23 protein-coding genes and 2 tRNA genes are annotated in these 24,962 nt (G+C 61.1%); 21 read left to right on the top strand and 4 right to left on the bottom strand.

From position 1 onward, the window contains the following. The first annotated feature begins 173 nt into the window (after nucleotides 1-173). Nucleotides 174-941 (top strand): FCD domain-containing protein, encoded by a 768-nt coding sequence (locus tag RRX38_RS11845; RefSeq protein WP_295475269.1) that lies wholly within the window; start codon nucleotides 174-176, stop codon nucleotides 939-941. Between the two features lie 39 nt (nucleotides 942-980). On the opposite strand, the gene smpB is transcribed toward RRX38_RS11845, so the two are convergent. After that, a complete protein-coding gene (smpB, locus tag RRX38_RS11840; RefSeq protein ID WP_295475272.1) occupies nucleotides 981-1,463 on the bottom strand; it encodes an SsrA-binding protein SmpB in 483 nt (160 codons plus the stop codon). 349 nt (nucleotides 1,464-1,812) lie between these two features. Between smpB and RRX38_RS11835 the strand changes: the two genes are divergently transcribed. Together RRX38_RS11835 and RRX38_RS11830 are read left to right on the top strand one after the other, a co-directional pair. Further along, nucleotides 1,813-2,247, top strand: coding sequence for a type II toxin-antitoxin system RatA family toxin (locus tag RRX38_RS11835; protein WP_315962595.1), 435 nt, complete (start codon nucleotides 1,813-1,815; stop codon nucleotides 2,245-2,247). Next, the gene (locus tag RRX38_RS11830; protein ID WP_315962594.1) at nucleotides 2,240-2,554 is read left to right on the top strand and encodes an RnfH family protein; all 315 of its coding nucleotides are present in this window, start codon (nucleotides 2,240-2,242) and stop codon (nucleotides 2,552-2,554) included. The genes RRX38_RS11835 and RRX38_RS11830 overlap by 8 nt, the downstream gene beginning before the upstream one ends. A 67-nt stretch (nucleotides 2,555-2,621) precedes the next feature. On the opposite strand, the gene RRX38_RS11825 is transcribed toward RRX38_RS11830, so the two are convergent. Next, nucleotides 2,622-3,149 (bottom strand): outer membrane protein assembly factor BamE, encoded by a 528-nt coding sequence (locus RRX38_RS11825; protein ID WP_315962593.1) that lies wholly within the window; start codon nucleotides 3,147-3,149, stop codon nucleotides 2,622-2,624. 96 nt (nucleotides 3,150-3,245) lie between these two features. Between RRX38_RS11825 and fur the strand changes: the two genes are divergently transcribed. Then, nucleotides 3,246-3,650 (top strand): ferric iron uptake transcriptional regulator, encoded by a 405-nt coding sequence (fur, locus tag RRX38_RS11820; protein ID WP_295475282.1) that lies wholly within the window; start codon nucleotides 3,246-3,248, stop codon nucleotides 3,648-3,650. 70 nt (nucleotides 3,651-3,720) lie between these two features. Here the strand turns inward: fur and recN are convergent, their stop codons facing one another. Next, nucleotides 3,721-5,394, bottom strand: a complete 1,674-nt coding sequence (gene recN, locus RRX38_RS11815; protein ID WP_315962592.1) for a DNA repair protein RecN — start codon at nucleotides 5,392-5,394, stop codon at nucleotides 3,721-3,723. A 256-nt stretch (nucleotides 5,395-5,650) separates the two neighbouring features. Between recN and grpE the strand changes: the two genes are divergently transcribed. From grpE to greA, 7 genes are all read left to right on the top strand, one after another. Beyond that, a complete protein-coding gene (grpE, locus tag RRX38_RS11810) occupies nucleotides 5,651-6,214 on the top strand; it encodes a nucleotide exchange factor GrpE (RefSeq protein ID WP_295475286.1) in 564 nt (187 codons plus the stop codon). Between the two features lie 104 nt (nucleotides 6,215-6,318). Further along, the gene (dnaK, locus tag RRX38_RS11805) at nucleotides 6,319-8,235 is read left to right on the top strand and encodes a molecular chaperone DnaK (RefSeq protein WP_315962591.1); all 1,917 of its coding nucleotides are present in this window, start codon (nucleotides 6,319-6,321) and stop codon (nucleotides 8,233-8,235) included. Between the two features lie 322 nt (nucleotides 8,236-8,557). Further along, nucleotides 8,558-9,691, top strand: a complete 1,134-nt coding sequence (gene dnaJ / locus RRX38_RS11800; protein ID WP_295475292.1) for a molecular chaperone DnaJ — start codon at nucleotides 8,558-8,560, stop codon at nucleotides 9,689-9,691. Nucleotides 9,692-9,712: 21 nt separating this feature from the next. Next, nucleotides 9,713-10,516, top strand: a complete 804-nt coding sequence (gene dapB, locus RRX38_RS11795; RefSeq protein WP_315962590.1) for a 4-hydroxy-tetrahydrodipicolinate reductase — start codon at nucleotides 9,713-9,715, stop codon at nucleotides 10,514-10,516. 249 nt (nucleotides 10,517-10,765) lie between these two features. Beyond that, nucleotides 10,766-11,902, top strand: a complete 1,137-nt coding sequence (carA, locus tag RRX38_RS11790; RefSeq protein WP_315962589.1) for a glutamine-hydrolyzing carbamoyl-phosphate synthase small subunit — start codon at nucleotides 10,766-10,768, stop codon at nucleotides 11,900-11,902. A gap of 139 nt (nucleotides 11,903-12,041) precedes the next feature. Next, complete coding sequence (gene carB / locus RRX38_RS11785) at nucleotides 12,042-15,263, top strand: carbamoyl-phosphate synthase large subunit (protein ID WP_315962588.1); 3,222 nt, start codon at nucleotides 12,042-12,044, stop codon at nucleotides 15,261-15,263. Further along, entirely contained in the window at nucleotides 15,260-15,736 is a 477-nt protein-coding gene (gene greA / locus RRX38_RS11780) for a transcription elongation factor GreA (protein WP_295475303.1), read from the top strand. Before carB ends, greA begins: the two co-directional genes overlap by 4 nt. A 190-nt stretch (nucleotides 15,737-15,926) precedes the next feature. Here greA and RRX38_RS11775 read toward each other — a convergent pair whose 3' ends face one another. Further along, complete coding sequence (locus tag RRX38_RS11775) at nucleotides 15,927-16,235, bottom strand: YhbY family RNA-binding protein (protein ID WP_295475306.1); 309 nt, start codon at nucleotides 16,233-16,235, stop codon at nucleotides 15,927-15,929. 104 nt (nucleotides 16,236-16,339) lie between these two features. On the opposite strand from RRX38_RS11775, the gene rlmE reads away from it, so the two are divergent. The 10 genes from rlmE (at nucleotide 16,340) to nusA (ending at nucleotide 24,956) form a co-directional block, all read left to right on the top strand. Beyond that, on the top strand, nucleotides 16,340-16,990 hold the full coding sequence (rlmE, locus tag RRX38_RS11770; protein WP_295475308.1) for a 23S rRNA (uridine(2552)-2'-O)-methyltransferase RlmE: 651 nt from the start codon (nucleotides 16,340-16,342) through the stop codon (nucleotides 16,988-16,990). A gap of 192 nt (nucleotides 16,991-17,182) precedes the next feature. After that, nucleotides 17,183-19,090: an ATP-dependent zinc metalloprotease FtsH gene (gene ftsH / locus RRX38_RS11765; RefSeq protein WP_315962586.1), complete on the top strand. Its 1,908-nt coding sequence runs from the start codon at nucleotides 17,183-17,185 to the stop codon at nucleotides 19,088-19,090. A gap of 8 nt (nucleotides 19,091-19,098) precedes the next feature. Then, nucleotides 19,099-19,950: a dihydropteroate synthase gene (gene folP, locus RRX38_RS11760; RefSeq protein WP_315962585.1), complete on the top strand. Its 852-nt coding sequence runs from the start codon at nucleotides 19,099-19,101 to the stop codon at nucleotides 19,948-19,950. 18 nt (nucleotides 19,951-19,968) lie between these two features. Next, a complete protein-coding gene (glmM, locus tag RRX38_RS11755; RefSeq protein ID WP_315962584.1) occupies nucleotides 19,969-21,309 on the top strand; it encodes a phosphoglucosamine mutase in 1,341 nt (446 codons plus the stop codon). A gap of 66 nt (nucleotides 21,310-21,375) precedes the next feature. After that, nucleotides 21,376-22,131, top strand: a complete 756-nt coding sequence (gene tpiA, locus RRX38_RS11750; protein WP_315962583.1) for a triose-phosphate isomerase — start codon at nucleotides 21,376-21,378, stop codon at nucleotides 22,129-22,131. A gap of 4 nt (nucleotides 22,132-22,135) precedes the next feature. Continuing rightward, the gene (gene secG, locus RRX38_RS11745) at nucleotides 22,136-22,522 is read left to right on the top strand and encodes a preprotein translocase subunit SecG (protein ID WP_295475323.1); all 387 of its coding nucleotides are present in this window, start codon (nucleotides 22,136-22,138) and stop codon (nucleotides 22,520-22,522) included. Between the two features lie 45 nt (nucleotides 22,523-22,567). Then, nucleotides 22,568-22,653, top strand: a tRNA-Leu gene (locus RRX38_RS11740). Between the two features lie 95 nt (nucleotides 22,654-22,748). Then, nucleotides 22,749-22,825 (top strand) — tRNA-Met (locus tag RRX38_RS11735). A 130-nt stretch (nucleotides 22,826-22,955) separates the two neighbouring features. Beyond that, on the top strand, nucleotides 22,956-23,414 hold the full coding sequence (gene rimP / locus RRX38_RS11730) for a ribosome maturation factor RimP (protein ID WP_295475326.1): 459 nt from the start codon (nucleotides 22,956-22,958) through the stop codon (nucleotides 23,412-23,414). 60 nt (nucleotides 23,415-23,474) lie between these two features. After that, nucleotides 23,475-24,956: a transcription termination factor NusA gene (nusA, locus tag RRX38_RS11725; RefSeq protein ID WP_295475328.1), complete on the top strand. Its 1,482-nt coding sequence runs from the start codon at nucleotides 23,475-23,477 to the stop codon at nucleotides 24,954-24,956. Nucleotides 24,957-24,962 lie beyond the last annotated feature (6 nt).

Genomic DNA, 24,962 nt, shown 5'->3' with positions numbered 1-24,962 from the left:
TTAGAGGCCCCATGGGAGGCGTGTCAATTTGTCCAGCGCACGACTTTGGTCGGACCTGTTCTGCTCGGTGATAAAAACGCGCTCGGCAGGACGCATCTGCCAGGTGCCGAACGTCTGCCGATCGGCCAGAATAGACGCCCCGATAACAAGGTCGGGAAGCGGGAGTGAGGGTTATGGGATTTGGTCAGATCCGGCAGCGCCGTTTGTCGGACGATATCGTTGAGCAGCTGGAAAAGATGATTTTGGAGGGGGCCTTGAAGGCCGGTGGTCGCCTGCCCGCCGAGCGTGCCCTGGCCGAGCAGTTCGGCGTGTCGCGGCCATCGTTGCGGGAGGCGATCCAGAAGCTCACCGCCAAGGGCCTGCTGGTCAGCCGTCAGGGCGGTGGTAATTACGTGGCCGAGAACCTCGGCTCGACCTTTAGCGATCCGCTGCTGCAACTGCTGGAAAACAGCCCGGATGCGCAGCGCGACCTCCTGGAGTTCCGCCACACGCTGGAGGCTTCATGCGCCTACTACGCGGCGCTGCGCGCCACCGACCTGGACCGTGAACGCCTGCGCGAAGCCTTCGATGCCTTGCAGGATTGTTACGCGCGGGCCGAGGAGGGCGGCGGTGCCGAAGAGGGCGCGGCGGATGCCAACTTCCACCTGGCGATTGCCGAGGCCAGCCACAACGCGGTGCTGTTGCACACCATTCGCGGCTTGTTCGACCTGGTGCGGCGCAACGTTGTGATCAATATCGGTGGTATGTACAAGCAGCGTGCGGAAACCCGCGAGATGCTCATCGAGCAGCATCGGGAGTTGTACGAAGCAATCGTCGAGGGGCGTGCCGAAGAAGCTCGCAGCGTGTCGAGCCGGCACCTGATGTACGTGCAGGAGGTGTTGCAGGAGGTACGTGAGCAAGAGGCGCGTGCCGCCCGCGCGGAGCGGCGGCACAACCTTTGAGCAGAGGGCTCGCCGGGGCCTGGCGAGCGCGCCTGGGCGTCAGTCTTCCTTGCCCTTGTTGCGCACCACGCGTTGCAGCTCGCGCTTGGTGTCGCGCTCGCGCTCGGTGTCGCGTTTGTCGTATTCCTTCTTGCCCTTGCCCAAGGCGATTTCGCATTTGATCAGGTGCTGCTTCCAGTACAGCGAAAGCGCTACGCAGGTGTAGCCCTTCTGTTGCACGGCGGCGAACAGGCGGTCCAGTTCACGCTGGTTGAGCAGCAGCTTGCGGGTGCGGGTAGGGTCGGCGATGACGTGCGTGCTGGCGGTCTTGAGCGGCGTGATGTGACTGCCCATCAACCAGGCTTCGCCATCCTTGAGCAGGATATAGCTGTCGACCAGTTGTACCTTGCTGGCACGCAGGCTCTTTACTTCCCATCCGGCCAGGACCAGACCGGCCTCGAACTTCTGTTCGATGAAGTAATCGTGATGCGCCTTTTTATTTTGCGCGATGGTCCCTGTGGGGTGCTTTCTGAGTTTGGCCATAGGGGGCGCATTATAGGCAGTTGCTGCGTCGGCGGCTACGGAGCGCGAACGAAAACGTCATGCGCCTGACAAACCTGTGTAACGCTTGCCTGCCGGGCTTCTGGCCGACATTGCCGCAGCCGTTGCATGGCTCCCGGGCCGTGGTGCGCTTGAGCGAGAAGGGCGAATCCCGGACAATGCGCGCACTTTTTTACCGATGTAACGTGGCGTGTCGCATCCCAGCGGCCCACGACTCAGGTAGAACAGCCAGGGCGCAGCGGTGTCCGATGCTGTTAACCTGATTTCATTTTCGCGCCATGCAGCGCCGTCCGGCGTTGGTTTGCCGCTCAGCCTTGGAAATGACGCTGACATGACTACGCATATTCAACGCTCGGCATTGCTGCCGTACCCGGCCCGGTTCCTTTACGACCTGGTCAACGACGTGGCCCGTTATCCGGAATTCTTGCCGTGGTGCGCGGCGGCCTTGGTGCACGAGGCCAGCGATACCGAGATGCGTGCCAGCCTGGAGATCGCCAAGGGTGGCCTGAGCCAGAAGTTCGTGACCCGCAACACGCTGGTGCCAGGCGAGTCGATCATCATGGATCTGGTCGAAGGCCCCTTCAACCAGCTGCACGGCGTGTGGACCTTCAAGGCGCTGAACGAAAAGGCCTGCAAGATCAGCCTCGACCTGTCTTTCGACTACGCCGGGCCGCTGGTGCGTGCCACCCTCGGCCCGCTGTTCAATCAGGCCGCCAATACCCTGGTGGATGCCTTCTGCCAGCGCGCCAAGCAGCTGCATGCCTGAGCCGCTGATCGACATCGAGGTGGTGCATGCCGGCGTCGACCGCCAGGTGCTGCTGGCCCTGCAGGTACCGGCTGGCAGCACCTTGATGCAGGCAGTGCTCGCCAGTGGCATCGCGCAGTCCTTTCCTGAGCTGGATCTGCAGGCTTCGGCGATGGGTATCTTCGGCAAGGTGGTCAAGGACCCGGCCGCGCATGTGCTGGAGGCGGGGGACCGCATCGAAATCTATCGGCCGCTGCTGGCCGACCCCAAGGAAGTACGACGCTTGCGTGCGGCGAAAACAGCGAAGCCGCGCAAAGGCCGCGCCTGAGGCTTTCTGCAGGCAAAAAAATGCCCGGCGTGCCGGGCATTTTTTATGGGGGGCCGCTTTATGCGGCTTAGCGCGAGGGCGCTTCCAGCGGTTCTTGCACCGGCGCCGGGACCGTTTCGACGCTGTCGACGTCCTTCTGGATCTGGTCGAGCAGCGAGCCTGGGCGAGCCGGTTGTTCCGGTTTGGGCTGCGGCTGGTTCTCCACGGGTGGTGTCACGCTGGTGTCGCTGCCTTTGCCGAGGATCGCTTCATCACGGCTGACGCCGGGCATGAAGTCGCCGGACAGGCTGACCAGTTGATCGTTACCGTTGAAGAACAGGCTGATGCGCTCTTGCTGACGTTCGCCGCCACCGGGTTGCAGGCTATACAGGTAGTCCCAGCGGTCGGTGTGGAAGGTGTCGACCAACAAGGGGTTGCCCATGATAAACCGCACTTGCCGCCGGGTCATTCCTGGGCGCAACTGGTCTATCATGTCCTGCGTGACGACATTTCCCTGCTGGATGTCGATTTTATAAACCCCGGGGAACGAGCAACCGGCGAGTGCGAGCAGTCCCACGAATGTGAAACTGGTTAGCAAGAGCTTGGTGTTTTGCATCGGTGGGCGACTTCCACTATCTTGGCTGGGTCAACAAACCCCGATCATACCTGCATTAAGAGAAGCTGCGAAGCAGCGTCTACGAGAAAGCTGACCATGGTTGAAAATAGCGAACTACGTAAAGCAGGACTCAAGGTGACCCTACCGCGGGTCAAGATCCTCCAAATGCTCGATTCTGCCGAGCAGCGCCACATGAGTGCCGAGGATGTATACAAGGCACTGATGGATGCCAGTGAGGATGTCGGCCTGGCCACGGTCTACCGTGTCCTGACCCAGTTCGAAGCTGCTGGCCTGGTCGTGCGTCATAACTTCGATGGCGGTCATGCCGTGTTCGAACTGGCCGATGGTGGCCACCACGACCACATGGTCAACGTCGATTCCGGCGAGGTCATCGAATTCTTCGACGAAGAAATTGAAGCCCTGCAAAAGGCTATCGTCGAGCGTCACGGCTACGAGCTGGTGGATCACAACCTGGTGCTCTACGTACGCAAGAAGGCCTGAGGCTTTCACAGCGACATGAAAAAGCCCCTTGTCGATGCGTTCGGCAAGGGGCTTTTTTGCTGCCTGTATTTCAGCCTTTCGGGGTGATGATCATCTTCTTCGCATGGGCCAGCGACTCTTTGGTCAGGTCGATCCCGCCCAGCATGCGTGCCACTTCTTCTATGCGTTCCTGCTTGCCCAGCTTCGACACTGCCGTGCGAGTGGCATTGCTCTCGCGCACCTTGTGCACGAACAGGTGTTGATGGCCCTGGGCTGCTACTTGCGGCAAGTGGGTCACGGTGATCACCTGGCCACGGTCGCCCAGGCGGCGCAGCAACTGGCCGACGATCTCGGCGGTCGGGCCGCCGATACCGACGTCCACTTCGTCGAATACCAGGGTCGGGATGCGTGAGGTCTGTGCGGTGATGACCTGGATCGCCAGGCTGATACGTGACAACTCGCCGCCCGAAGCCACCTTGGACAATGGCTTGAGTGGCTGGCCAGGGTTGGCACTGACCAGCAGCTCGACCTGCTCCAGGCCGTAGGGCTGCAGTTCCTGGCTGCTGCCAGGCTTGAGTTCGATGCTGAAGCGTCCGCCCGGCATGCCGAGGCGATGGATTTCCTGCTCTACGGCATGGGCCAGTTCACCCGCCGAGCGGTGACGCAGGTCGCTCAGTTCCCGGGCCTTTTCCTGGTAGTGGCGGGCATAGGCGGCCAGCTCGTTCTGCAGGCGCTCGATGGACTCGTCGCTGGCGTTGAGGGTTTCGATTTCGTCGAGCAGCTTCTGGTGCAGCGCCGCAACTTCATGGGGTTGCACGCGATGCTTGCGGGCCAGGCTGTAGATGGCATCCAGGCGTTCTTCTATCTGTTGCAGGCGCGCTGGGTCGGCGTCGAAGTGATCGAGGAAGCGATTCAGCTCGCCCATGGCTTCTTCGACCTGGATCTGTGCGCTGGACAGCAGATTGGTCGCTTCGCTGAGCGAGTTGGAATTGTTGCTGACGCTGGACAGGCGATTGAGGCTGTTGGTGAGCGCATGCAGCACGTTGCCGGAGTCACTTTCGCTGCACTGCTCGATGACCTGGCGGCAGATGGTCAGCAGGCTTTCGGCATTGGTGAGGGCCTTGTGGTCCTGTTCGAGCTGTTCCAGCTCGTTTTCGCCAAGGCTGAGGTTTTCCAGTTCTTCAAGCTGGTAGCTGAGCAGCTGGTGACGTGCGCGCTGCTCATCGCCCGAGCTGGACAGGCGTTCCAGTTCCTGGCGGGTCTGGCGCCAGCGCTGCGAAGCGAGCTGGACCTGGCGAGCCAGCTCGGTGGCACCGGCATATTCGTCGAGCAGACGCCGGTGGGTGTCGGTCTTGAGCAGCGACTGGTGTTCATGCTGGCTGTGGATATCGATGAGCAGTTCGCCCAGTGCCTTGAGGTCGCCCTGTGGGCAGGGCGTGCCATTTATATAGGCGCGGGAGCGGCCTTCGGCGGTGATGACCCGGCGCAGGATGCAGGGGGAGTCGCCATCCAGGTCGCGCTCGCTGAGCCAGGCGCGTGCCTCCGGGATTTCAGCCAGGTCGAAGGTGGCAAGGATATCGGCCTTGTCGGCGCCGGGACGGACCACGCCGCTGTCGGCGCGGTCGCCCAGGGTGAGGCCCAGCGCATCGAGCATGATCGACTTGCCGGCACCTGTCTCGCCCGTGATTACGCTCATCCCGCGGTCGAGCTCCAGGTCGAGGTGCTCGACGATGGCGTAGTTGTGTACGGAAAGATGAACCAGCATGCAGCGGCTCCAAGGTCGTTGGTCTGGTTATTTATACAGTGTTTTGTTTTGGCCTGACAATGCCCGCGCTTAGTCCGATTTGCACGGCTGGGCGGCGGATTTATACCTCTGTAGCGGAAAATGCCCGCTTCGCACGGCCTTTGGCGTGGCCGATGCGCTTTCCGTCGACCTTGCCCCTTGAAGCTGGAAATTCCGCTCCCATATAGGGGGCAGAAGCGCGAGTTGGGATCGCGGACGTTTTCGAGAGGAGAAAGTTATGGCTGACGAACAGAACCTGGATACGCAAGCTCAGGAACAGGCCGCGCAGGCCGGTGCCGGTGAAGACCTGGCGACCCGTGTACAGGTGCTCGAAGAGCAACTGGCTGCCGCACAGGACCAGTCGCTGCGTGTCGCTGCGGATCTGCAGAACGTCCGCCGCCGCGCCGACCAAGATGTCGAGAAGGCACACAAGTTCGCGCTGGAGAAGTTCGCCAGCGACCTGCTGCCGATCATCGACAGCCTGGAACGCGGTCTCGAGCTGTCCAACCCCGATGATCAGAGCATCCGCCCGATGCGCGAAGGCATCGAGCTGACCCTCAAGATGTTCCAGGACACCCTCAAGCGTTACCAGCTGGAAGCCATCGACCCGCATGGCCAACCGTTCAACGCCGAGCATCACCAGGCCATGGCCATGGAAGAGAACGCCAACGTCGAGCCGAACACCGTGCTCAAGGTGTTCCAGAAGGGCTACCAGCTCAATGGTCGCCTGCTGCGCCCGGCAATGGTCGTGGTCAGCAAGGCGCCTGCACCGGCCAAGCCCTCGATTGACGAGCAGGCTTGAAATTTTCCGGGCAGCCCCCATTTAACGGTCAAGCGTTTTTAAAGAGCTACCGCGATCTGTGAACCCGGTCGCGGCAACCAATCAAAAGTTTCGGGAGAGTCAAGATGGGTAAAATTATCGGTATCGACCTGGGGACCACCAACTCCTGTGTCTCCATCCTCGAAGGCGGCAACGTCAAGGTCATCGAAAACGCCGAAGGCGCGCGTACCACCCCTTCGATCATCGCCTATGCCAACGATGGCGAAATCCTGGTTGGCCAGTCGGCCAAGCGCCAGGCGGTCACCAACCCCCATAACACCCTGTACGCGGTCAAGCGTCTGATCGGCCGTCGTTTCGACGAGAACGTCGTACAGAAAGACATCCAGATGGTCCCTTACAAGATCGTCAAGGCCGACAACGGCGACGCGTGGGTCGAGGTGAACAGCCAGAAAATGGCTCCGCCACAGATCTCCGCTGAAATCCTGAAGAAGATGAAAAAGACCGCCGAAGACTTCCTCGGCGAGTCCGTGACCGAAGCGGTCATCACCGTTCCGGCCTACTTCAACGACAGCCAGCGTCAGGCGACCAAGGACGCGGGCCGTATCGCCGGTCTGGACGTCAAGCGCATCATCAACGAGCCTACCGCTGCGGCCCTGGCCTACGGCATGGACAAGGCCAAGGGTGACCGCACCATCGTCGTCTACGACCTGGGTGGTGGTACCTTCGATATCTCGGTCATCGAGATTGCCGAAGTCGACGGCGAACACCAGTTCGAAGTGCTGGCCACCAACGGTGATACCTTCCTGGGTGGTGAAGACTTCGACATCCGCCTGATCGACTACCTCGTCGACGAGTTCAAGAAAGAAAGCGGTATCAACCTCAAGGGTGACCCGCTGGCCATGCAGCGTCTGAAGGAAGCTGCCGAGAAGGCCAAGATCGAGCTGTCGTCCAGCACCCAGACCGACGTCAACCTGCCGTACATCACTGCAGACTCGACCGGTCCCAAGCACCTGAACGTGAAGATCTCCCGTTCCAAGCTGGAATCGCTGGTCGAAGACCTGGTGCAGCGCACCATCGAGCCTTGCCGCATCGCTCTGAAAGACGCCGGCATCGACATTGGCGCGATCAACGACGTGATCCTGGTCGGTGGTCAGACCCGTATGCCGCTGGTGCAGAAGCAGGTTGCCGAGTTCTTCGGCAAGGAAGCGCGCAAGGACGTCAACCCTGACGAAGCCGTTGCCATGGGTGCTGCCATCCAGGGCGCCGTGCTGGCCGGTGACGTGAAAGACGTTCTGCTGCTCGACGTCAGCCCGCTGACCCTGGGTATCGAAACCATGGGTGGCGTAATGACCGCGCTGATCGAGAAGAACACCACCATTCCGACCAAGAAGTCGCAGGTGTTCTCTACCGCCGATGACAACCAGAGCGCCGTGACCATCCACGTGCTGCAGGGTGAGCGCAAGCAAGCCGCGCAGAACAAGTCGCTGGGCAAATTCGACCTGGCCGAGATTCCGCCAGCGCCACGCGGCGTTCCGCAGATCGAAGTGACCTTCGACATCGACGCCAACGGCATCCTGCACGTCGGCGCGAAAGACAAGGCCACCGGCAAGCAGCAGTCCATCGTGATCAAGGCCAACTCCGGTCTGTCCGAGGAAGAAATCCAGCAGATGGTGCGTGACGCCGAGGCCAATGCCGAGGAAGACCGCAAGTTTGAAGAGCTGGCCTCGGCCCGTAACCAGGGTGACGCGCTGGTCCACTCGACTCGCAAGATGATCTCCGACGCCGGTGACAAGGTCACTGCCGAAGAGAAAGCCGCTGTCGAAGCTGCTGTGGTTGCGCTGGAAGCTGCCGTGAAAGGTGACGACAAGGCTGCCATCGAAGCCAAGGTCGAAGAACTGTCGAAAGTTTCGGCTCCGATCGCGCAGAAGATGTACGCCGAGCAGGCTGAAAACCCTGAGGCGGCTGCCAAGCCTGCCGAAGGTGCGGCGAAGGCCGACGACGTCGTCGACGCCGAGTTCGAAGAAGTCAAGGACCACAAGTAAGCGCAGGCTCACTTGCAACCCGATTGACCGCAGGCCCGCGGGAACGGGTAGGATGTCGCCGCGCGGGAGCTTGCTCCCGCGTTGGCGTGTCTGGAACAGACGAAAATTTCCGGTTTGCGCGCAGTGCTGCGCAAACCCTGTGGCAAAGCTTTGCTGCTCCTGCAGCAGGCTTGTTCTGCCGCTTTCACGGCCGCTGATGGCCGTTGAACGAAGACCGGGATCGTTGAATTGACGTGAGTTGGGTCCGAGCCTGAAGGGGCTCAACGAGTCTGGCCGGGCTCAGGAGCGTTTGGCCGGGCGTCCTCAAGAGTGCAGAAGAATTATGGCGAAGCGTGACTATTACGAAGTATTGGGGGTCGAGCGAGGCGCCAGCGAGGCGGAGCTGAAGAAGGCTTATCGTCGTCTGGCGATGAAGCATCACCCCGACCGTAACCCTGACGACAAAGCGTCGGAAGAACTGTTCAAAGAGGCCAACGAGGCCTACGAGGTATTGTCCGACGCCAGCAAGCGTGCAGCCTACGACCAGTACGGCCATGCCGGTGTCGACCCGAGCATGGGTGGCGGCGGTGGTGGCTTCGGTGCCGGCGGCGCGAACTTCTCCGACATCTTCGGCGATGTATTCAGTGACTTCTTCGGCGGCGGCGGTCGCGGCGGTGGTCGTGGCGGCCCGCAGCGCGGCAGCGACCTGCGCTACACCCTGGAGTTGAACCTCGAGGAAGCGGTGCGCGGTACCACCGTAAACATCCGTGTGCCGACCCTGGTGAACTGCAAGCCGTGCGACGGCAGCGGCGCCAAGAAAGGCTCTTCGCCGGTCACCTGCCCGACCTGTGGCGGTATCGGTCAGGTACGCATGCAGCAGGGCTTCTTCTCGGTGCAGCAGACCTGCCCGCGCTGTCATGGCCAGGGCAAGATCATTTCCGATCCGTGCGAGTCCTGTAACGGCGAAGGTCGGGTCGAGGAATACAAGACTCTGTCGGTCAAGGTGCCGGCGGGTGTCGATACCGGCGACCGTATCCGTCTGTCGGGTGAAGGCGAGGCCGGCCCGCAGGGTGGCCCGAACGGCGACCTGTACGTGGTCATCAACGTTCGCGAACACCCGATTTTCCAGCGCGATGGCAAGCACCTGTACTGCGAAGTGCCGATCAGCTTCACCGATGCGGCGCTGGGTGGCGAGATGGAAGTGCCGACCCTCGATGGCCGCGTGAAGCTGAAGATTCCGGAAGGTACCCAGACCGGCAAGCAGTTCCGTCTGCGCGGCAAGGGTGTGGCGCCAGTGCGTGGCGGCGGTCCGGGCGACCTGATGTGCCGCGTGGCGGTGGAAACGCCGGTCAACCTCAGCAAGCGTCAGCGCGAGCTGCTCGAGGAGTTCCGCGAGTCGCTGCAGAGCGACGAATCGCACTCGCCCAAGGCCAGTGGCTGGTTCGAAGGCGTGAAGCGTTTCTTCGGCGACTTGTAAGATTTCTCACGGGAGCAGGACATGCGACGTATTGCTGTAATGGGCGCCGCCGGGCGCATGGGCAAGATTCTCATCGAGGCGGTGGGCCAGACCCAGGGTGCCGGCCTGACCGCCGCCATCGATCGTCCCGACAGCACTCTGGTAGGTGCTGACGCGGGTGAGCTGGCCGGCCTCGGTCGCCTGGGTGTGCCGCTGTCGGGCGACGTGGCGCGTGTGGCCGAAGAGTTCGACGTGCTGATCGACTTCACGCACCCGTCGGTGACCCTGAAGAACCTGGCGTTCTGCCGCAAGGCCGGCAAGGCGATGATCATCGGCACTACGGGTTTCACCGCCGAAGAGAAGCAGCGTCTGGCCGAAGCGGGCAAGGAAATCCCCATCGTCTTCGCCGCCAACTTCAGCGTGGGTGTGAACCTGTGCCTGAAGCTGCTCGACACTGCGGCGCGCGTGTTGGGCGATGACGTGGATATCGAGATCAGCGAAGCGCACCACCGTCACAAGGTCGATGCACCTTCGGGGACTGCTCTGCGCATGGGTGAGGTGGTCGCCAGCGCGCTGGGTCGTGACCTGGAAAAGGTCGCGGTGTATGGCCGTGAGGGCCAGACCGGTGCTCGCGAACGCCAGACCATCGGCTTTGCCACCACCCGTGCGGGTGACATCGTGGGCGACCACACCGTGCTGTTCGCCGCAGACGGCGAGCGCGTGGAGATCACTCACAAGGCCTCCAGTCGCATGACCTTTGCCCGTGGTGCGGTACGTGCGGCCATGTGGCTTGATGGCAAGGCGCCAGGCCTTTACGACATGCAGGATGTGTTGGACTTGCGTTGATCGGTCGTCAATTACCGTGAAAAAATCAGGCCGTCGGCGATCATTCGATCATCGACGGCCTTTTTGTAACAGCGAAAGGCCGATTGGTAGTAGACCCAAAGAGCCCTTTTCTGTAAGCTACAGCTTTAGTGTGTCCACTAAAAGCGCGCAGATGAATCTATCCAATAAAGCGGGGTGACGTATCAAACGTCATTCCGCTTTTTTGCAACCTGCGATCGCCCCTTCAGGCTTTAACTACGGGAGGTCTTCTTGACTAAGCCAGCCATACTCGCCCTTGCTGATGGCAGCATTTTTCGCGGCGAAGCCATTGGAGCCGACGGTCAGACCGTTGGCGAGGTGGTGTTCAACACCGCAATGACCGGCTATCAGGAAATCCTTACCGATCCTTCCTATGCCCAACAGATCGTTACCCTGACCTACCCGCACATCGGCAACACCGGGACCACCCCGGAAGATGCCGAATCCGACCGCGTGTGGTCGGCTGGCCTGGTCATCCGCGACCTGCCGCTGGTAGCCAGCAACTGGCGTAACAAGCTGTCTCTGCAAGACTACCTGAAGGCCAACAACGTGGTGGCCATCGCCGGTATCGATACCCGTCGCTTGACGCGCGTGCTGCGTGAGAAGGGCGCCCAGAACGGCTGCATCCTGGCTGGCGACAACATCAGCGAAGAGGCTGCCATCGCCGCCGCTTGCGGCTTCCCAGGCCTCAAAGGCATGGACCTGGCCAAGGTGGTCAGCACCAAGGACCGCTACGAGTGGCGCTCCAGCGTGTGGGAGCTGAAGACCGACAGCCACCCTGAAATCCCGGCTTCCGAGCTGCCTTACCACGTCGTGGCCTACGACTACGGCGTGAAGGTCAATATCCTGCGCATGCTGGTCGCCCGTGGCTGCCGCGTGACCGTGGTGCCGGCCCAGACTCCGGCCAGCGACGTGCTGGCGCTCAACCCGGACGGCGTGTTCCTGTCCAACGGCCCTGGCGATCCGGAGCCTTGCGACTACGCCATCACCGCCATCAAGCAGGTGCTGGAAACCGACATCCCGGTGTTCGGCATCTGCCTCGGTCACCAGTTGCTGGCCCTGGCCTCCGGAGCCAAGACCGTCAAGATGGGCCATGGCCACCACGGTGCCAACCACCCGGTCCAGGACCTGGATACCGGTGTGGTGATGATCACCAGCCAGAACCACGGCTTCGCGGTAGACGAGGCGACCCTGCCTGCCAACGTGCGGGCCATCCACAAGTCGCTGTTCGACGGCACCCTGCAAGGTATCGAGCGCACCGACAAGAGCGCCTTCAGCTTCCAGGGTCACCCTGAAGCAAGCCCCGGCCCGACCGACGTGGCGCCTCTGTTCGATCGCTTCATCCAAGCCATGGCCAAGCGTCGCTGAGCGGTTGCCTTGAGAATCAAGTAATCAGGTGCCAGGGCGGCCCCGGCAGCTTCGAGCTGCGCCAGGCGTCGCCGCCCGACACCTCAATGAAATGTTCAAGACGGCTTGCCGACTGACCTGCGGATTTGAGTGACAACCCATGCCAAAACGTACAGACATTAAAAGTATCCTGATTCTCGGCGCCGGCCCCATCGTGATCGGCCAGGCGTGCGAGTTCGACTACTCCGGCGCCCAGGCCTGCAAGGCCCTGCGCGAAGAGGGTTACCGCGTCATCCTGGTGAACTCCAACCCGGCCACCATCATGACCGACCCGGCCATGGCCGACGCCACCTACATCGAGCCGATCAAATGGCAGAGCGTGGCCAAGATCATCGAGAAGGAGCGTCCTGACGCCGTCCTGCCAACCATGGGTGGCCAGACCGCGCTGAACTGCGCCCTGGACCTGGAGCGCGAAGGCGTGCTGGCCAAGTTCGGCGTCGAGATGATCGGTGCCAACGCCGACACCATCGACAAGGCCGAAGACCGCTCGCGCTTCGACAAGGCCATGAAAGACATCGGCCTGGAATGCCCGCGTTCGGGTATCGCCCACAGCATGGAAGAAGCCTTCGCGGTGCTCGAAAAGCTGGGCTTCCCGTGCATCATCCGTCCGTCCTTCACCATGGGCGGCACTGGTGGCGGCATTGCCTACAACCGTGAAGAATTCGAAGAGATCTGCGCCCGTGGTCTGGACCTGTCGCCGACCAAGGAACTGCTGATCGACGAGTCGTTGATCGGCTGGAAAGAGTACGAGATGGAAGTGGTCCGCGACAAAAAGGACAACTGCATCATCGTCTGCTCCATCGAGAACTTCGACCCGATGGGCGTGCACACCGGCGACTCGATCACCGTCGCGCCAGCCCAGACGCTGACCGACAAGGAATACCAGATCATGCGTAACGCCTCCCTGGCGGTGCTGCGTGAGATTGGCGTCGAGACCGGTGGTTCCAACGTGCAGTTCGGTATCTGCCCGGATACCGGCCGCATGGTCGTCATCGAGATGAACCCGCGCGTATCGCGTTCCTCGGCCCTGGCCTCCAAGGCCACCGGTTTCCCGATCGCCAAGGTCGCGGCCAAGCTGGCGGTCGGCTACACCCTCGACGAACTGCAGAACGACATCACCGGTGGCAAGACCCCGGCGTCCTTCGAGCCGTCCATCGACTACGTCGTCACCAAGCTGCCGCGCTTCGCCTTCGAGAAGTTCGCCAAGGCCGACGCCCGCCTGACCACCCAGATGAAATCCGTGGGTGAAGTCATGGCCATCGGCCGTACCTTCCAGGAGTCCCTGCAGAAAGCCCTGCGTGGCCTGGAAGTCGGCGCCTGCGGCCTGGATCCGAAGCTGGACCTGGCCAACCCGGAAAGCGAAGGCGTGCTCAAGCGCGAACTGACCGTGCCGGGTGCCGAGCGTATCTGGTACGTGGCCGATGCCTTCCGTGCCGGCCTGAGCCGCGACGAAATCTTCGCCATGACCAGCATCGACCACTGGTTCCTGATCCAGATCGAAGACCTGATCAAGGACGAAGAGAAGGTCAAGACCCTGGGGCTGTCGGCCATCGACCGCGACCTGATGCTGCGCCTCAAGCGCAAGGGCTTCTCCGACGCGCGCCTGGCCAAGCTGCTGGGTGTCACCGAGAAGAACCTGCGCACCCATCGCCAGAAGCTGGAAGTGTTCCCGGTCTACAAGCGCGTCGACACCTGCGCCGCCGAGTTCGCCACCGACACTGCCTACCTGTACTCCACCTACGAGGAAGAGTGCGAGGCCAACCCGTCGACCCGCGACAAGATCATGATCCTCGGCGGTGGCCCGAACCGTATCGGCCAGGGTATCGAGTTCGACTACTGCTGCGTGCATGCGGCCCTGGCGCTGCGTGACGATGGTTACGAAACCATCATGGTCAACTGCAACCCGGAAACCGTATCCACCGACTACGACACCTCCGACCGCCTGTACTTCGAGCCGGTTACCCTGGAAGACGTGCTGGAAATCGTGCGTGTCGAGAAGCCGAAAGGCGTCATCGTCCAGTACGGCGGCCAGACCCCGCTGAAACTGGCCCGCGCCCTGGAAGCGGCCGGCGTACCGATCATCGGTACCACCCCTGATGCCATCGACCGTGCCGAAGACCGTGAGCGCTTCCAGCAGATGGTCGAGCGCCTGAATCTGCGTCAGCCGCCGAACGCCACCGTGCGCAGCGAAGACGAAGCCATCCGTGCCGCCGCCAAGATCGGTTACCCGCTGGTGGTGCGTCCGTCCTACGTACTGGGCGGTCGGGCGATGGAAATCGTCTACCAGGAAGACGAACTCAAGCGCTATCTGCGTGAAGCCGTACAGGTGTCCAACGACAGCCCGGTACTGCTCGACCACTTCCTCAACTGCGCCATCGAGATGGACGTGGATGCGGTCTGCGACGGTACTGATGTCGTGATCGGCGCGATCATGCAGCACATCGAGCAGGCGGGCGTGCACTCCGGTGACTCGGCCTGTTCCCTGCCGCCGTACTCGCTGCCGGCCCACGTGCAGGACGAAGTTCGCGACCAGGTGCGCAAGATGGCTCTGGAACTGGGCGTGGTCGGCCTGATGAACGTGCAGTTGGCCCTGCAGGGCGATGACATCTACGTCATCGAGGTCAACCCGCGTGCTTCGCGTACCGTGCCGTTCGTGTCCAAGTGCATCGGTGTTTCCCTGGCGATGATCGCTGCGCGCGTCATGGCCGGTAAGACCCTGAAGGAACTGGGCTTCACCCAGGAAATCATCCCGAACTTCTACAGCGTCAAGGAAGCGGTCTTCCCGTTCGCCAAGTTCCCGGGTGTCGACCCGATCCTTGGCCCGGAAATGAAGTCGACTGGCGAAGTCATGGGTGTGGGTGATACCTTCGGCGAAGCGTTCGCCAAGGCTCAGATGGGCGCCAGCGAAACCCTGCCAACCGGTGGCACTGCTTTCATCAGCGTACGCAACGATGACAAGCCGCTGGTGGCCGGTGTTGCGCGTGACCTGATCAGCCTGGGCTTCGAGGTCGTCGCCACGGCTGGCACCGCCAAGGTGATCGAGGCGGCTGGCCTGAAGGTGCGTCGCGTCAACAAGGTGACCGAAGGCCGTCCGCACGTCGTGGACATGATCAAGAACGACGAAGTCACCCTGATCATCAACACGACCGAAGGTCGTCAGTCGATTGCCGACTCCTATTCCATTCGCCGTAATGCGTTGCAGCACAAGATCTACTGCACCACCACCATTGCGGCCGGTGAAGCTGTCTGCGAGGCGCTGAAATTCGGTCCCGAGAAGACCGTTCGTCGCCTGCAGGATCTGCATGCAGGATTGAAAGGATGAATAAATACCCCATGACCGTCGAGGGCGCTCGCGCCCTCGAAGAAGAGCTGAATCACCTGACCAAGGTGGTCCGCCCGAAACTCAGTCAGGACATCGGCGAAGCGCGCGAGCTGGGTGACCTGAAGGAAAACGCCGAATACCATGCCGCCCGCGAACAGCAGGGCATGGTCGAGGCGCGGATCCGTGACATTGAAGGCCGCATGCAGAATGCCGTGGTCATTGATGTCACGACCATTCCTCACACCGGCAAGGTGGTGTTCGGCACCACCGTGGAGATCGCCAACGTCGACACCGACGAAAGCGTGGTCTACAAGATCGTCGGTGAGGATGAAGCGGACATCAAGCAGGGCAAGATCTCCGTGACCTCGCCGATTGCCCGTGCGCTGATTGCCAAGAGCGAAGGCGACGTCGTAGCGGTGACCACACCCGGTGGCGTGGTGGAATACGAGATCATCGAAGTCCGTCACATCTGACGTTTCGAGCCGCTCTTGCCGTACCGAACAGGCTGTTCATCGAAGGGTGAACGGCCTGTTTCATCTAGGTCAGGACCGTTTCGCGGGCACTACGGGCTGCCGGTCATTGCGCTGGCAAGCGGTGTCTGATGAGGCGGGAAAGAAGCGGATATGGCGGGGCGCGCGACGCACGCCCCCGGCGAGGCGGCGATCAGCCGGCGCGGTGTACGTTGGACAGGTTCTTGTTCGGCTTGGGGTTCTTGCGATAGATCAGAGCCATCTTGCCGATCACCTGGACCAGTTCCGCAGAGCCGTTCTGGCACAGCTCGGCAATGGTCTGCAGGCGGCTTTCGCGGTCCAGGATGTTGAGCTTGATCTTGATCAGCTCGTGGTCGTTGAGCGCACGTTCCAGCTCGGCGAGCACACCCTCGGTCAGCCCGTTGTCGGCCACGATCAGGACCGGCTTCAGGTGATGGCCAATGGATTTGTATTGTTTCTTCTGCTCTTGAGTGAGCGGCATAATCTGACCCCTGCGTCTGGTCTGGTGAAAAACGGCGGCCAGTTTACCCGAGCACGTTCGGGGCCGCTCACTTAATCGCGACCCGTTTATTTTTGAGGTGCCCAGTGGCCCGTTCCAAGTCAAGCCATAGCTGGCTGAAAGAACATTTCGACGACAAATACGTAAAAATGGCGCAAAAGGACGGCTATCGTTCGCGTGCCAGCTATAAGCTCCTGGAGATCCAGGACAAGGACAAGATCATTCGCCCAGGCATGACGGTCATCGATCTCGGTGCGGCACCGGGGGGCTGGTCGCAGGTCACCAGCCGTCTGATCGGCGGCCAGGGGCGGTTGATCGCTTCGGACATCCTGGAGATGGACAGCATCCCTGATGTCACCTTCATTCGCGGCGATTTCACCGAAGACGCCGTGCTGGCGCAGATTCTCGAAGCGGTAGGTAATACGCAGGTAGACCTTGTGATTTCCGATATGGCCCCCAATATGAGTGGATTGAGCGCCGTGGACATGCCGCGCGCCATGTTTCTCTGCGAACTGGCGCTGGATCTGGCAGGGCGAGTGTTGCGCCCCGGTGGCGATTTCCTCATCAAGATTTTCCAGGGTGAGGGCTTCGACACGTTCCACAAGGATGTCCGTCGGCTGTTCGACAAGGTCCAGATGCGCAAGCCGCTATCGTCGCGCGACCGTTCTCGCGAGCAATACCTGCTGGCACGGGGCTTTCGCGGCATCGAGGGCTCGGCCAGCGATGAGCGTCTTTGACGCGGGGTGATAGCTTTTTTCAAATGGCGCGTGCGTGCCGCCTGGACGAACATGCTGTAGCGAATGTTTCACAAAGGGTTACAGACGGTGCCTGCCACATCCGGGGGTTCTGTAGTAAGTTAGGGCGGTGATTATCATGCGAGGCACGCTTGCTGCGTGGAGCTTGCTTCAGAGGGTAGCTAATTGAACGATATGGCAAAGAATTTGATCCTGTGGTTGATCATCGCGGCGGTCCTGGTGACGGTGATGAACAACTTCTCCAGCCCGAACGAGCCGCAGACCCTCAACTACTCCGAATTCATCCAGCAGGTGAAGAGCGGCAAGGTCGAGAAGGTCGCCGTCGACGGCTACGTCATCACCGGCAAGCGCACCGATGGCGACACCTTCAAGACCATCCGCCCGGCGATCCAGGACAACGGCCTGATCGGCGACCTGGTCGACAACAACGTGGTCATCGAAGGCAAGCAGCCTGAGCAGCAGAGCATCTGGACCCAGCTGCTGGTCGCCAGCTTCCCGATTCTGGTGATCATCGCCGTGTTCATGTTCTTCATGCGCCAGATGCAGGGCGGAGCGGGCGGCAAGGGCGGCCCGATGAGCTTCGGCAAGAGCAAGGCGCGCCTGCTCTCCGAGGACCAGGTCAAGACCACCCTGGCCGACGTCGCCGGTTGCGACGAGGCCAAGGAGGAAGTTGGCGAGCTGGTCGAGTTCCTGCGCGACCCAGGCAAGTTCCAGCGTCTGGGCGGTCGTATCCCTCGCGGCGTGCTGATGGTCGGCCCGCCCGGTACGGGTAAAACCCTTTTGGCCAAGGCTATCGCGGGCGAAGCCAAGGTGCCGTTCTTCACCATTTCCGGTTCCGACTTCGTGGAAATGTTCGTGGGTGTTGGCGCCAGCCGCGTCCGCGACATGTTCGAGCAGGCCAAGAAGCACGCGCCCTGCATCATCTTCATCGACGAGATCGACGCCGTCGGTCGTCACCGTGGTGCCGGCATGGGCGGCGGTCACGACGAGCGGGAGCAGACCCTCAACCAGTTGCTGGTCGAGATGGACGGCTTCGAAATGAACGATGGCATCATCGTCATCGCCGCTACCAACCGTCCTGACGTACTCGACCCTGCACTGCTGCGTCCTGGTCGTTTCGACCGCCAGGTGGTGGTCGGCCTGCCGGACATTCGCGGTCGCGAGCAGATTCTCAAGGTGCACATGCGCAAGGTGCCGATGGGCGAGAACGTCAACGCGGCGGTCATCGCCCGTGGCACGCCTGGCTTCTCCGGTGCTGACCTGGCCAACCTGGTCAACGAGGCATCGCTGTTCGCTGCACGTAACGGCAAGCGTCTGGTCGAGATGAAGGAATTCGAATTGGCCAAGGACAAGATCATGATGGGCGCCGAGCGCAAGACCATGGTCATGTCCGAGAAAGAGAAGCAGAACACCGCTTACCACGAAGCCGGTCACGCCATCGTCGGTCGCCTCGTGCCAGAGCACGACCCGGTCTACAAGGTGTCGATCATCCCGCGTGGTCGTGCATTGGGCGTCACCATGTTCCTGCCCGAAGAAGATCGCTACAGCCTGTCCAAGCGCGCGCTGATCAGCCAGATCTGCTCGCTGTACGGCGGCCGCATCGCCGAAGAAATGACCCTCGGCTTCGATGGTGTCACCACGGGTGCGTCCAACGACATCATGCGCGCCAGCCAGATCGCCCGGAACATGGTCACCAAGTGGGGCCTGTCCGAGAAGCTCGGCCCGCTGATGTACACCGAAGACGAAGATTCGGGCTTCCTGGGGCGTGGCGCCAGCCAGAACACCAGCTTCTCGGGTGAAACCGCCAAGCTTATCGACTCGGAAGTGCGCAGCATCATCGACCACTGCTACGGTACGGCCAAGCAACTGCTGACCGACAACCGCGACAAGCTCGACGCCATGGCCGAAGCGCTGATGAAGTACGAGACCATCGACGCCGACCAGATCGACGACATCATGGCCGGCCGCACACCGCGCGAGCCGCGTGACTGGGAAGGTGGTTCGGGCACCAATAACGGTACGCCGGTCACTCCGGATTCCCGTCCCGAGGCGCCTATTGGCGGTCCTGCTGCTGAACACTAAGGTCTGACATGACTTCGACGCTGTACCCGACCCGGTTGCCTTGCGGCAACCGGGTTCTTGATTTATCCCGTACCCATGTGATGGGTATCCTCAACGCAACCCCCGACTCTTTCTCCGACGGTGGCCGCTACAGCCTGCTGGACAACGCGTTGCGCCATGCAGAAGCCATGGTTGCGGCGGGCGCCACGCTGATCGACATCGGCGGCGAGTCGACGCGTCCCGGTGCGCTGCCGGTTTCCGTGCAGCAGGAGCTGGATCGTGTCGCACCGCTGGTCGAGCGCGTCGCGCAGTCCCTCGATGTGGTGATTTCCGTGGATACTTCCACGCCGCAGGTGATCACCGATACGGCCCGCCTGGGCGCTGGCCTGATCAACGACGTGCGTTCGCTGCGTCGGCCTGGAGCCTTGGAAGCGGCAGCCGCAGTTGGCCTGCCGGTGTGCATCATGCACATGCTGGGCGAGCCCGGTGATATGCAGGATAATCCGCATTATCAGGACCTGGTGGGGGAAGTGAGCGGCTTTCTCGCCGAGCGCATGCAGGCCTGTGAGCAGGCTGGCATACCTGCCGAGCGTATCGTGCTGGATCCCGGCTTTGGCTTCGCCAAGACCCTGGAGCACAACCTCAGCCTGTTCAAACGCATGGAAGCCTTGCACGCATTGGGACGCCCCCTGTTGGTCGGCGTCTCGCGCAAGAGCATGATTGGCGGTGTGCTGGGTCGCCCGGTCGATCAGCGCCTGTTTGGCGGTCTGGCATTGGCTGCACTGGCCATGACCAAGGGCGCGAAAATTCTGCGTGTGCACGATGTGGCCGAGACAGTGGATGTCGTGCGCATGATCACAGCCGTCGAGTCGGCTGAATAAGAACATTCTGGAGCATCCATGACTACCAAGAAATATTTCGGCACCGACGGTATTCGCGGTCGCGTTGGGCAATACCCCATCACCCCTGACTTCATGCTCAAGCTGGGCTGGGCCGCCGGTATGGCGTTCCGCCGCATGGGTGCCTGCCGCATCCTGGTCGGCAAGGACACGCGGATCTCCGGCTACATGTTCGAGTCTGCGCTGGAGGCCGGCCTGTCCGCCGCTGGCGCCGACGTGATGCTCCTGGGCCCCATGCCGACCCCGGCGATCGCCTACCTGACCCGCACTTTCCATGCCGAGGCGGGCATCGTGATCAGCGCTTCGCACAACCCGCACTACGACAACGGCATCAAGTTCTTCTCCGGCAAAGGAACCAAGTTGCCTGACGAGATCGAAATGATGATCGAGGAACTGCTCGATGCACCGATGACCGTCGTGGAATCGGCCAGTCTGGGCAAAGTGTCGCGAATCAACGACGCGGCGGGTCGTTATATCGAGTTCTGCAAGAGCAGCGTGCCGACCGGTACCAGTTTCGCCGGCCTGAAGCTGGTGGTCGACTGCGCCCACGGGGCCACCTACAAGATCGCGCCCAACGTATTCCGCGAGCTGGGTGCGCAGGTCAGCGTGCTGGCGGCACAGCCCAACGGGCTGAACATCAACGAGAGCTGCGGCTCGACCCATATCGAGGCCGTACAGGCCGCTGTGGTGGCCGAGAAGGCCGATCTGGGCATTGCCTTCGACGGTGATGGCGATCGGGTCCTGATGGTCGATCACACGGGTACGGTGGTCGATGGCGACGAGCTGATGTACATCATCGCCCGCGACATGCACCAGCGTGACCGTCTGCACGGTGGTGTGGTCGGTACCCTGATGAGCAACCTGGGCCTGGAACTGGGCTTGGCCGACCTGGGGATCCCTTTCGTGCGTGCCAACGTCGGCGACCGCTACGTCATTGCTGAACTGTTGGAGCGCAACTGGCTGCTCGGTGGCGAGAACTCCGGGCACGTGGTATGCCTGCAGCACACCACGACGGGGGACGCGATCATTGCTGCCCTGCAGGTGCTGATGGCGCTGCGCCGTGCAGGCCAGACCCTGGCCGAGGCGCGTCAACAGATCCGCAAGTGCCCGCAGGTGCTGATCAACGTCAGGTTTGCCGGTGGTGTCGATCCGGTGACCCATCCTTCCGTGCAGGAAGCCTGCGCCCGTGTAACCGACGAAATGGCTGGGCGTGGGCGGGTATTGCTGCGTAAATCCGGCACCGAACCGCTGGTACGGGTGATGGTCGAGGGTGAGGACGAGGCTCAGGTGCGCGGTTATGCTGAAGAGCTGGCCAAGCTGGTCGCTGAAGTTTGTGCCTGAGACGGGCTTGTCAGTGTTGAAAGTGTTGGGTAAGATCTGCGCCCACTTTGACCGACGAGGTAAAGCATGCGTCGCCCTATGGTAGCTGGTAACTGGAAAATGCACGGTACCCGCGCCAGCGTCGCTGAGCTGATCGAGGGTCTGGCGGCGCAGGTGTTGCCTGGCAACGTTGATGTCGCTGTGATTCCTTCGAGCCTGCACATTGGTCAGGTGGTTGATGGGCTCCAGAGCGGGCTGATCATGGTCGGTGCACAGGATGCGGCTGTACAGGCCGAGCAGGGTGCGCTGACAGGCGAGATCGCTGCGGTGCAGTTGGTCGACGCCGGTTGCAAGCTGGTGCTGGTTGGGCACTCCGAACGCCGCCTGTTGCTGGGCGAGTCCGATCAAGTGCTGAACCGCAAGTTCGCAGCCATCCAGGCCAGTGGCCTGACACCGGTACTGTGTATTGGTGAGACGCTGGAGCAGCGCGAGGCAGGGCAAACCCTTGAAGTGGTCGGGCAGCAGCTTGACAGTGTCATCAAGGCGTTTGGTATCCAGGCTTTCGTCAATGCCGTTGTTGCCTACGAGCCTGTATGGGCCATTGGCACCGGATTGACCGCAACGCCCGAGCAGGCGCAGGACGTGCACGCAGCGATTCGTGCGCAACTGGCCAAAGAGGATTCTGAAGTCGCGCAAGGTGTGCGGCTTCTCTATGGCGGCAGCGTGAAGGCGGCCAATGCGGCTGAGCTGTTCAGCATGCCGGATATCGATGGGGGGCTTGTAGGTGGAGCTTCCCTGAATGCAGATGAATTCGGTGCGATCTGTCGCGCCGCGGGAAACTGAAAAGATGCTGGAAACAGTCGTGATCGTTTTTCATCTGCTGGGTGCCCTGGGTGTTGTTGCCCTGGTTCTGATGCAGCAGGGTAAAGGTGCTGAAGCAGGTGCTTCTTTTGGTGCAGGTGCATCAAATACTGTCTTCGGAAGCCAAGGAAGTGCTACCTTCCTGAGTAAGTTTACTGCTATACTCGCTGCATGTTTTTTCTTGACCAGCCTGGGCTTAGGTTACTTTGCTAAGGAAAAGGCTCAAGTAATTAACCAGATCGGTTTGCCAGATCCAGCTGTCATGGAAGTCAAGCAAAAGCCATCATCCGATGATGTTCCAATGCTTGATGGCAGCAAACCAGCCGCTACGGCTCCTGCTGATGTACCTCAGGCTCCAGAGCAGAAGAAGTAAGCAAGAATTCGACGATGTATCAGAGATCGTCAAATGTGTTGTAAAGCCGAGGTGGTGGAATTGGTAGACACGCAACCTTGAGGTGGTTGTGCCCATAGGGTGTAGGGGTTCGAGTCCCCTTCTCGGTACCAATAAACAAGGCAGCCCGCATCAGCGGGCTTTCTTGTAGGTCGATGTTCGGTTGACCTGTCAAGGGATCAATCGTATAATCCGGCCCCAGCTTTGTCGCGGGGTGGAGCAGCTTGGTAGCTCGTCGGGCTCATAACCCGAAGGTCGTTGGTTCAAATCCAGCCCCCGCAACCAGTATTAGCGGAGCCCCTTTTGAGGGGCTTTTTGTTAGCTGGACAGAACATGACGCCGGTGTTCAGCGGCGTTCTCACGGATGGGCTTTTGCCCATTTTTTTATTTTTAAAGCATGCACGAGGGGGTTCAGGTGTCGAGCAAGCTAGAACAGTTGCAGGCCATGCTGGCCCCAGTGGTCGAAGCGCTTGGCTACACATGTTGGGGAATCGAGTTCGTTTCCCAGGGCCGGCATTCGATGCTGCGCGTTTATATCGATAAAGAAGGCGGCGTTCTGGTGGATGACTGTGAAATCGTCAGCCGTCAGGTCAGTGGTGTATTGGATGTCGAAGATCCGATCAGCTCTGAATACACGCTCGAAGTGTCTTCTCCTGGCATGGATCGCCCGCTGTTCACCCTTGAACAGTTTGCTTTGCACGCTGGGGACCAAGTGAAAATAAAGCTGCGCTCGCCATTCGAAGGACGGCGCAACTTTCAGGGCTTTCTCCGCGGGGTGGAGGAGCAGGATGTCGTGGTGCAGGTCGATGACCACGAATACCTGTTGCCGATCGACTTGATCGACAAAGCCAACATCATTCCCACGTTTGACTGAAGACGTGCCAGATACTGCGGATCCCGCGGATCCAATGGCTTGCGAAAGGCGAGGCGTACGATGAGCAAAGAAGTACTGCTGGTTGTTGAGTCGGTGTCCAATGAAAAGGGCGTACCGGCAGGTGTAATTTTTGAAGCGCTGGAGCTGGCACTGGCCACCGCTACCAAGAAGCGCTACGAAGACGAAGTCGATGTGCGCGTTGAAATCAACCGTCACACCGGCAACTACGAAACATTCCGTCGCTGGACCGTGGTCGAGGACGAAGATCTGGATGACCCGGCGCACCAGTACGCCGTCGACCAGGCCCAGGCCCACAAGCCTGGCGCCGTGGCCGGTGATGTCATCGAAGAGAAGATCGAGTCCATCGAGTTCGGTCGTATCGCCGCGCAGACCGCCAAGCAGGTCATCGTCCAGAAGGTCCGTGAGGCGGAACGCGCCCAGGTCGTCGATGCCTATCGCGAGCGTCTGGGCGAAATCATTTCCGGCACTGTAAAAAAGGTGACGCGTGACAATGTCATCGTCGACCTGGGTAACAATGCCGAGGCACTGCTGGCACGCGAAGACATCATTTCCCGGGAAACCTTCCGGGTCGGTGTTCGCCTGCGCGCACTGCTGAAAGAAATCCGCACCGAGAACCGCGGCCCGCAGTTGATCCTGTCGCGTACCGCGCCGGAAATGCTGATCGAGCTGTTCCGTATCGAAGTACCGGAAATCGCCGAAGGGCTGATCGAGGTGATGGCCGCGTCCCGTGACCCGGGTTCGCGCGCCAAGATCGCCGTGCGCTCCAAGGACAAGCGTATCGACCCGCAAGGCGCCTGCATCGGCATGCGTGGTTCGCGAGTCCAGGCTGTCTCCGGTGAGCTGGGTGGTGAGCGTGTGGATATCGTGCTGTGGGACGACAACCCGGCACAGTTCGTGATCAACGCCATGTCCCCTGCTGAAGTCGCGGCCATCATCGTCGATGAAGATGCCCATGCAATGGATATCGCCGTTGGCGCGGACAACCTGGCGCAAGCCATTGGTCGTGGCGGTCAGAACGTACGCCTGGCCAGCCAGTTGACTGGCTGGACACTGAACGTGATGACCGAGTCGGACATCCAGGCCAAGCAGCAGGCCGAGACCGGCGACATCCTGCGCAACTTCATCGAAGAGCTGGAAGTCGATGAAGAGCTGGCACAGGTGCTGGTCGACGAAGGCTTTACCAGCCTCGAAGAAATTGCCTACGTACCGCTGGAAGAGATGCTCAACATCGATGGTTTCGACGAGGAGATCGTCGACGAGCTTCGTGCTCGGGCCAAGGATCGCCTGTTGACCAAAGCCATCGCTACCGAGGAAAAACTGGCAGATGCCCAGCCGGCCGAAGACCTGCTCTCGCTTGAGGGTATGGACAAGGACCTGGCGATGGAACTGGCGGTACGCGGCGTGCTGACCCGCGAAGACCTGGCCGAGCAGTCGATTGACGACCTGCTCGACATCGACGGCATCGACGACGATCGTGCCGGCAAGTTGATCATGGCCGCCCGTGCCCATTGGTTCGAGTAACAAGGC

Source organism: Pseudomonas sp. DTU_2021_1001937_2_SI_NGA_ILE_001 (genome assembly GCF_032463525.1).
In the GTDB taxonomy this organism is placed as follows: Bacteria; Pseudomonadota; Gammaproteobacteria; order Pseudomonadales; family Pseudomonadaceae; genus Aquipseudomonas.
Note: the sequence above shows the minus strand (reverse complement) of the source record. Positions and strands in the feature narration are given on the sequence as shown.

What these genes read in the sequence shown, in the direction of transcription:
- grpE (WP_295475286.1), top strand. Translation starts at nt 5,651, where the DNA reads ATGGCTGACGAACAGAACCTGGATACGCAAGCTCAGGAACAGGCCGCG.
- nusA (WP_295475328.1), top strand. Translation starts at nt 23,475, where the DNA reads ATGAGCAAAGAAGTACTGCTGGTTGTTGAGTCGGTGTCCAATGAAAAG.
- RRX38_RS11775 (WP_295475306.1), bottom strand. Translation starts at nt 16,235, where the DNA reads ATGCCGCTCACTCAAGAGCAGAAGAAACAATACAAATCCATTGGCCAT.
- RRX38_RS11835 (WP_315962595.1), top strand. Translation starts at nt 1,813, where the DNA reads ATGACTACGCATATTCAACGCTCGGCATTGCTGCCGTACCCGGCCCGG.
- greA (WP_295475303.1), top strand. Translation starts at nt 15,260, where the DNA reads ATGAATAAATACCCCATGACCGTCGAGGGCGCTCGCGCCCTCGAAGAA.
- tpiA (WP_315962583.1), top strand. Translation starts at nt 21,376, where the DNA reads ATGCGTCGCCCTATGGTAGCTGGTAACTGGAAAATGCACGGTACCCGC.
- recN (WP_315962592.1), bottom strand. Translation starts at nt 5,394, where the DNA reads ATGCTGGTTCATCTTTCCGTACACAACTACGCCATCGTCGAGCACCTC.
- secG (WP_295475323.1), top strand. Translation starts at nt 22,136, where the DNA reads ATGCTGGAAACAGTCGTGATCGTTTTTCATCTGCTGGGTGCCCTGGGT.
- carB (WP_315962588.1), top strand. Translation starts at nt 12,042, where the DNA reads ATGCCAAAACGTACAGACATTAAAAGTATCCTGATTCTCGGCGCCGGC.
- folP (WP_315962585.1), top strand. Translation starts at nt 19,099, where the DNA reads ATGACTTCGACGCTGTACCCGACCCGGTTGCCTTGCGGCAACCGGGTT.
- RRX38_RS11825 (WP_315962593.1), bottom strand. Translation starts at nt 3,149, where the DNA reads ATGCAAAACACCAAGCTCTTGCTAACCAGTTTCACATTCGTGGGACTG.
- RRX38_RS11830 (WP_315962594.1), top strand. Translation starts at nt 2,240, where the DNA reads ATGCCTGAGCCGCTGATCGACATCGAGGTGGTGCATGCCGGCGTCGAC.
- RRX38_RS11845 (WP_295475269.1), top strand. Translation starts at nt 174, where the DNA reads ATGGGATTTGGTCAGATCCGGCAGCGCCGTTTGTCGGACGATATCGTT.
- ftsH (WP_315962586.1), top strand. Translation starts at nt 17,183, where the DNA reads ATGGCAAAGAATTTGATCCTGTGGTTGATCATCGCGGCGGTCCTGGTG.
- dnaJ (WP_295475292.1), top strand. Translation starts at nt 8,558, where the DNA reads ATGGCGAAGCGTGACTATTACGAAGTATTGGGGGTCGAGCGAGGCGCC.
- dapB (WP_315962590.1), top strand. Translation starts at nt 9,713, where the DNA reads ATGCGACGTATTGCTGTAATGGGCGCCGCCGGGCGCATGGGCAAGATT.
- fur (WP_295475282.1), top strand. Translation starts at nt 3,246, where the DNA reads ATGGTTGAAAATAGCGAACTACGTAAAGCAGGACTCAAGGTGACCCTA.
- glmM (WP_315962584.1), top strand. Translation starts at nt 19,969, where the DNA reads ATGACTACCAAGAAATATTTCGGCACCGACGGTATTCGCGGTCGCGTT.
- dnaK (WP_315962591.1), top strand. Translation starts at nt 6,319, where the DNA reads ATGGGTAAAATTATCGGTATCGACCTGGGGACCACCAACTCCTGTGTC.
- smpB (WP_295475272.1), bottom strand. Translation starts at nt 1,463, where the DNA reads ATGGCCAAACTCAGAAAGCACCCCACAGGGACCATCGCGCAAAATAAA.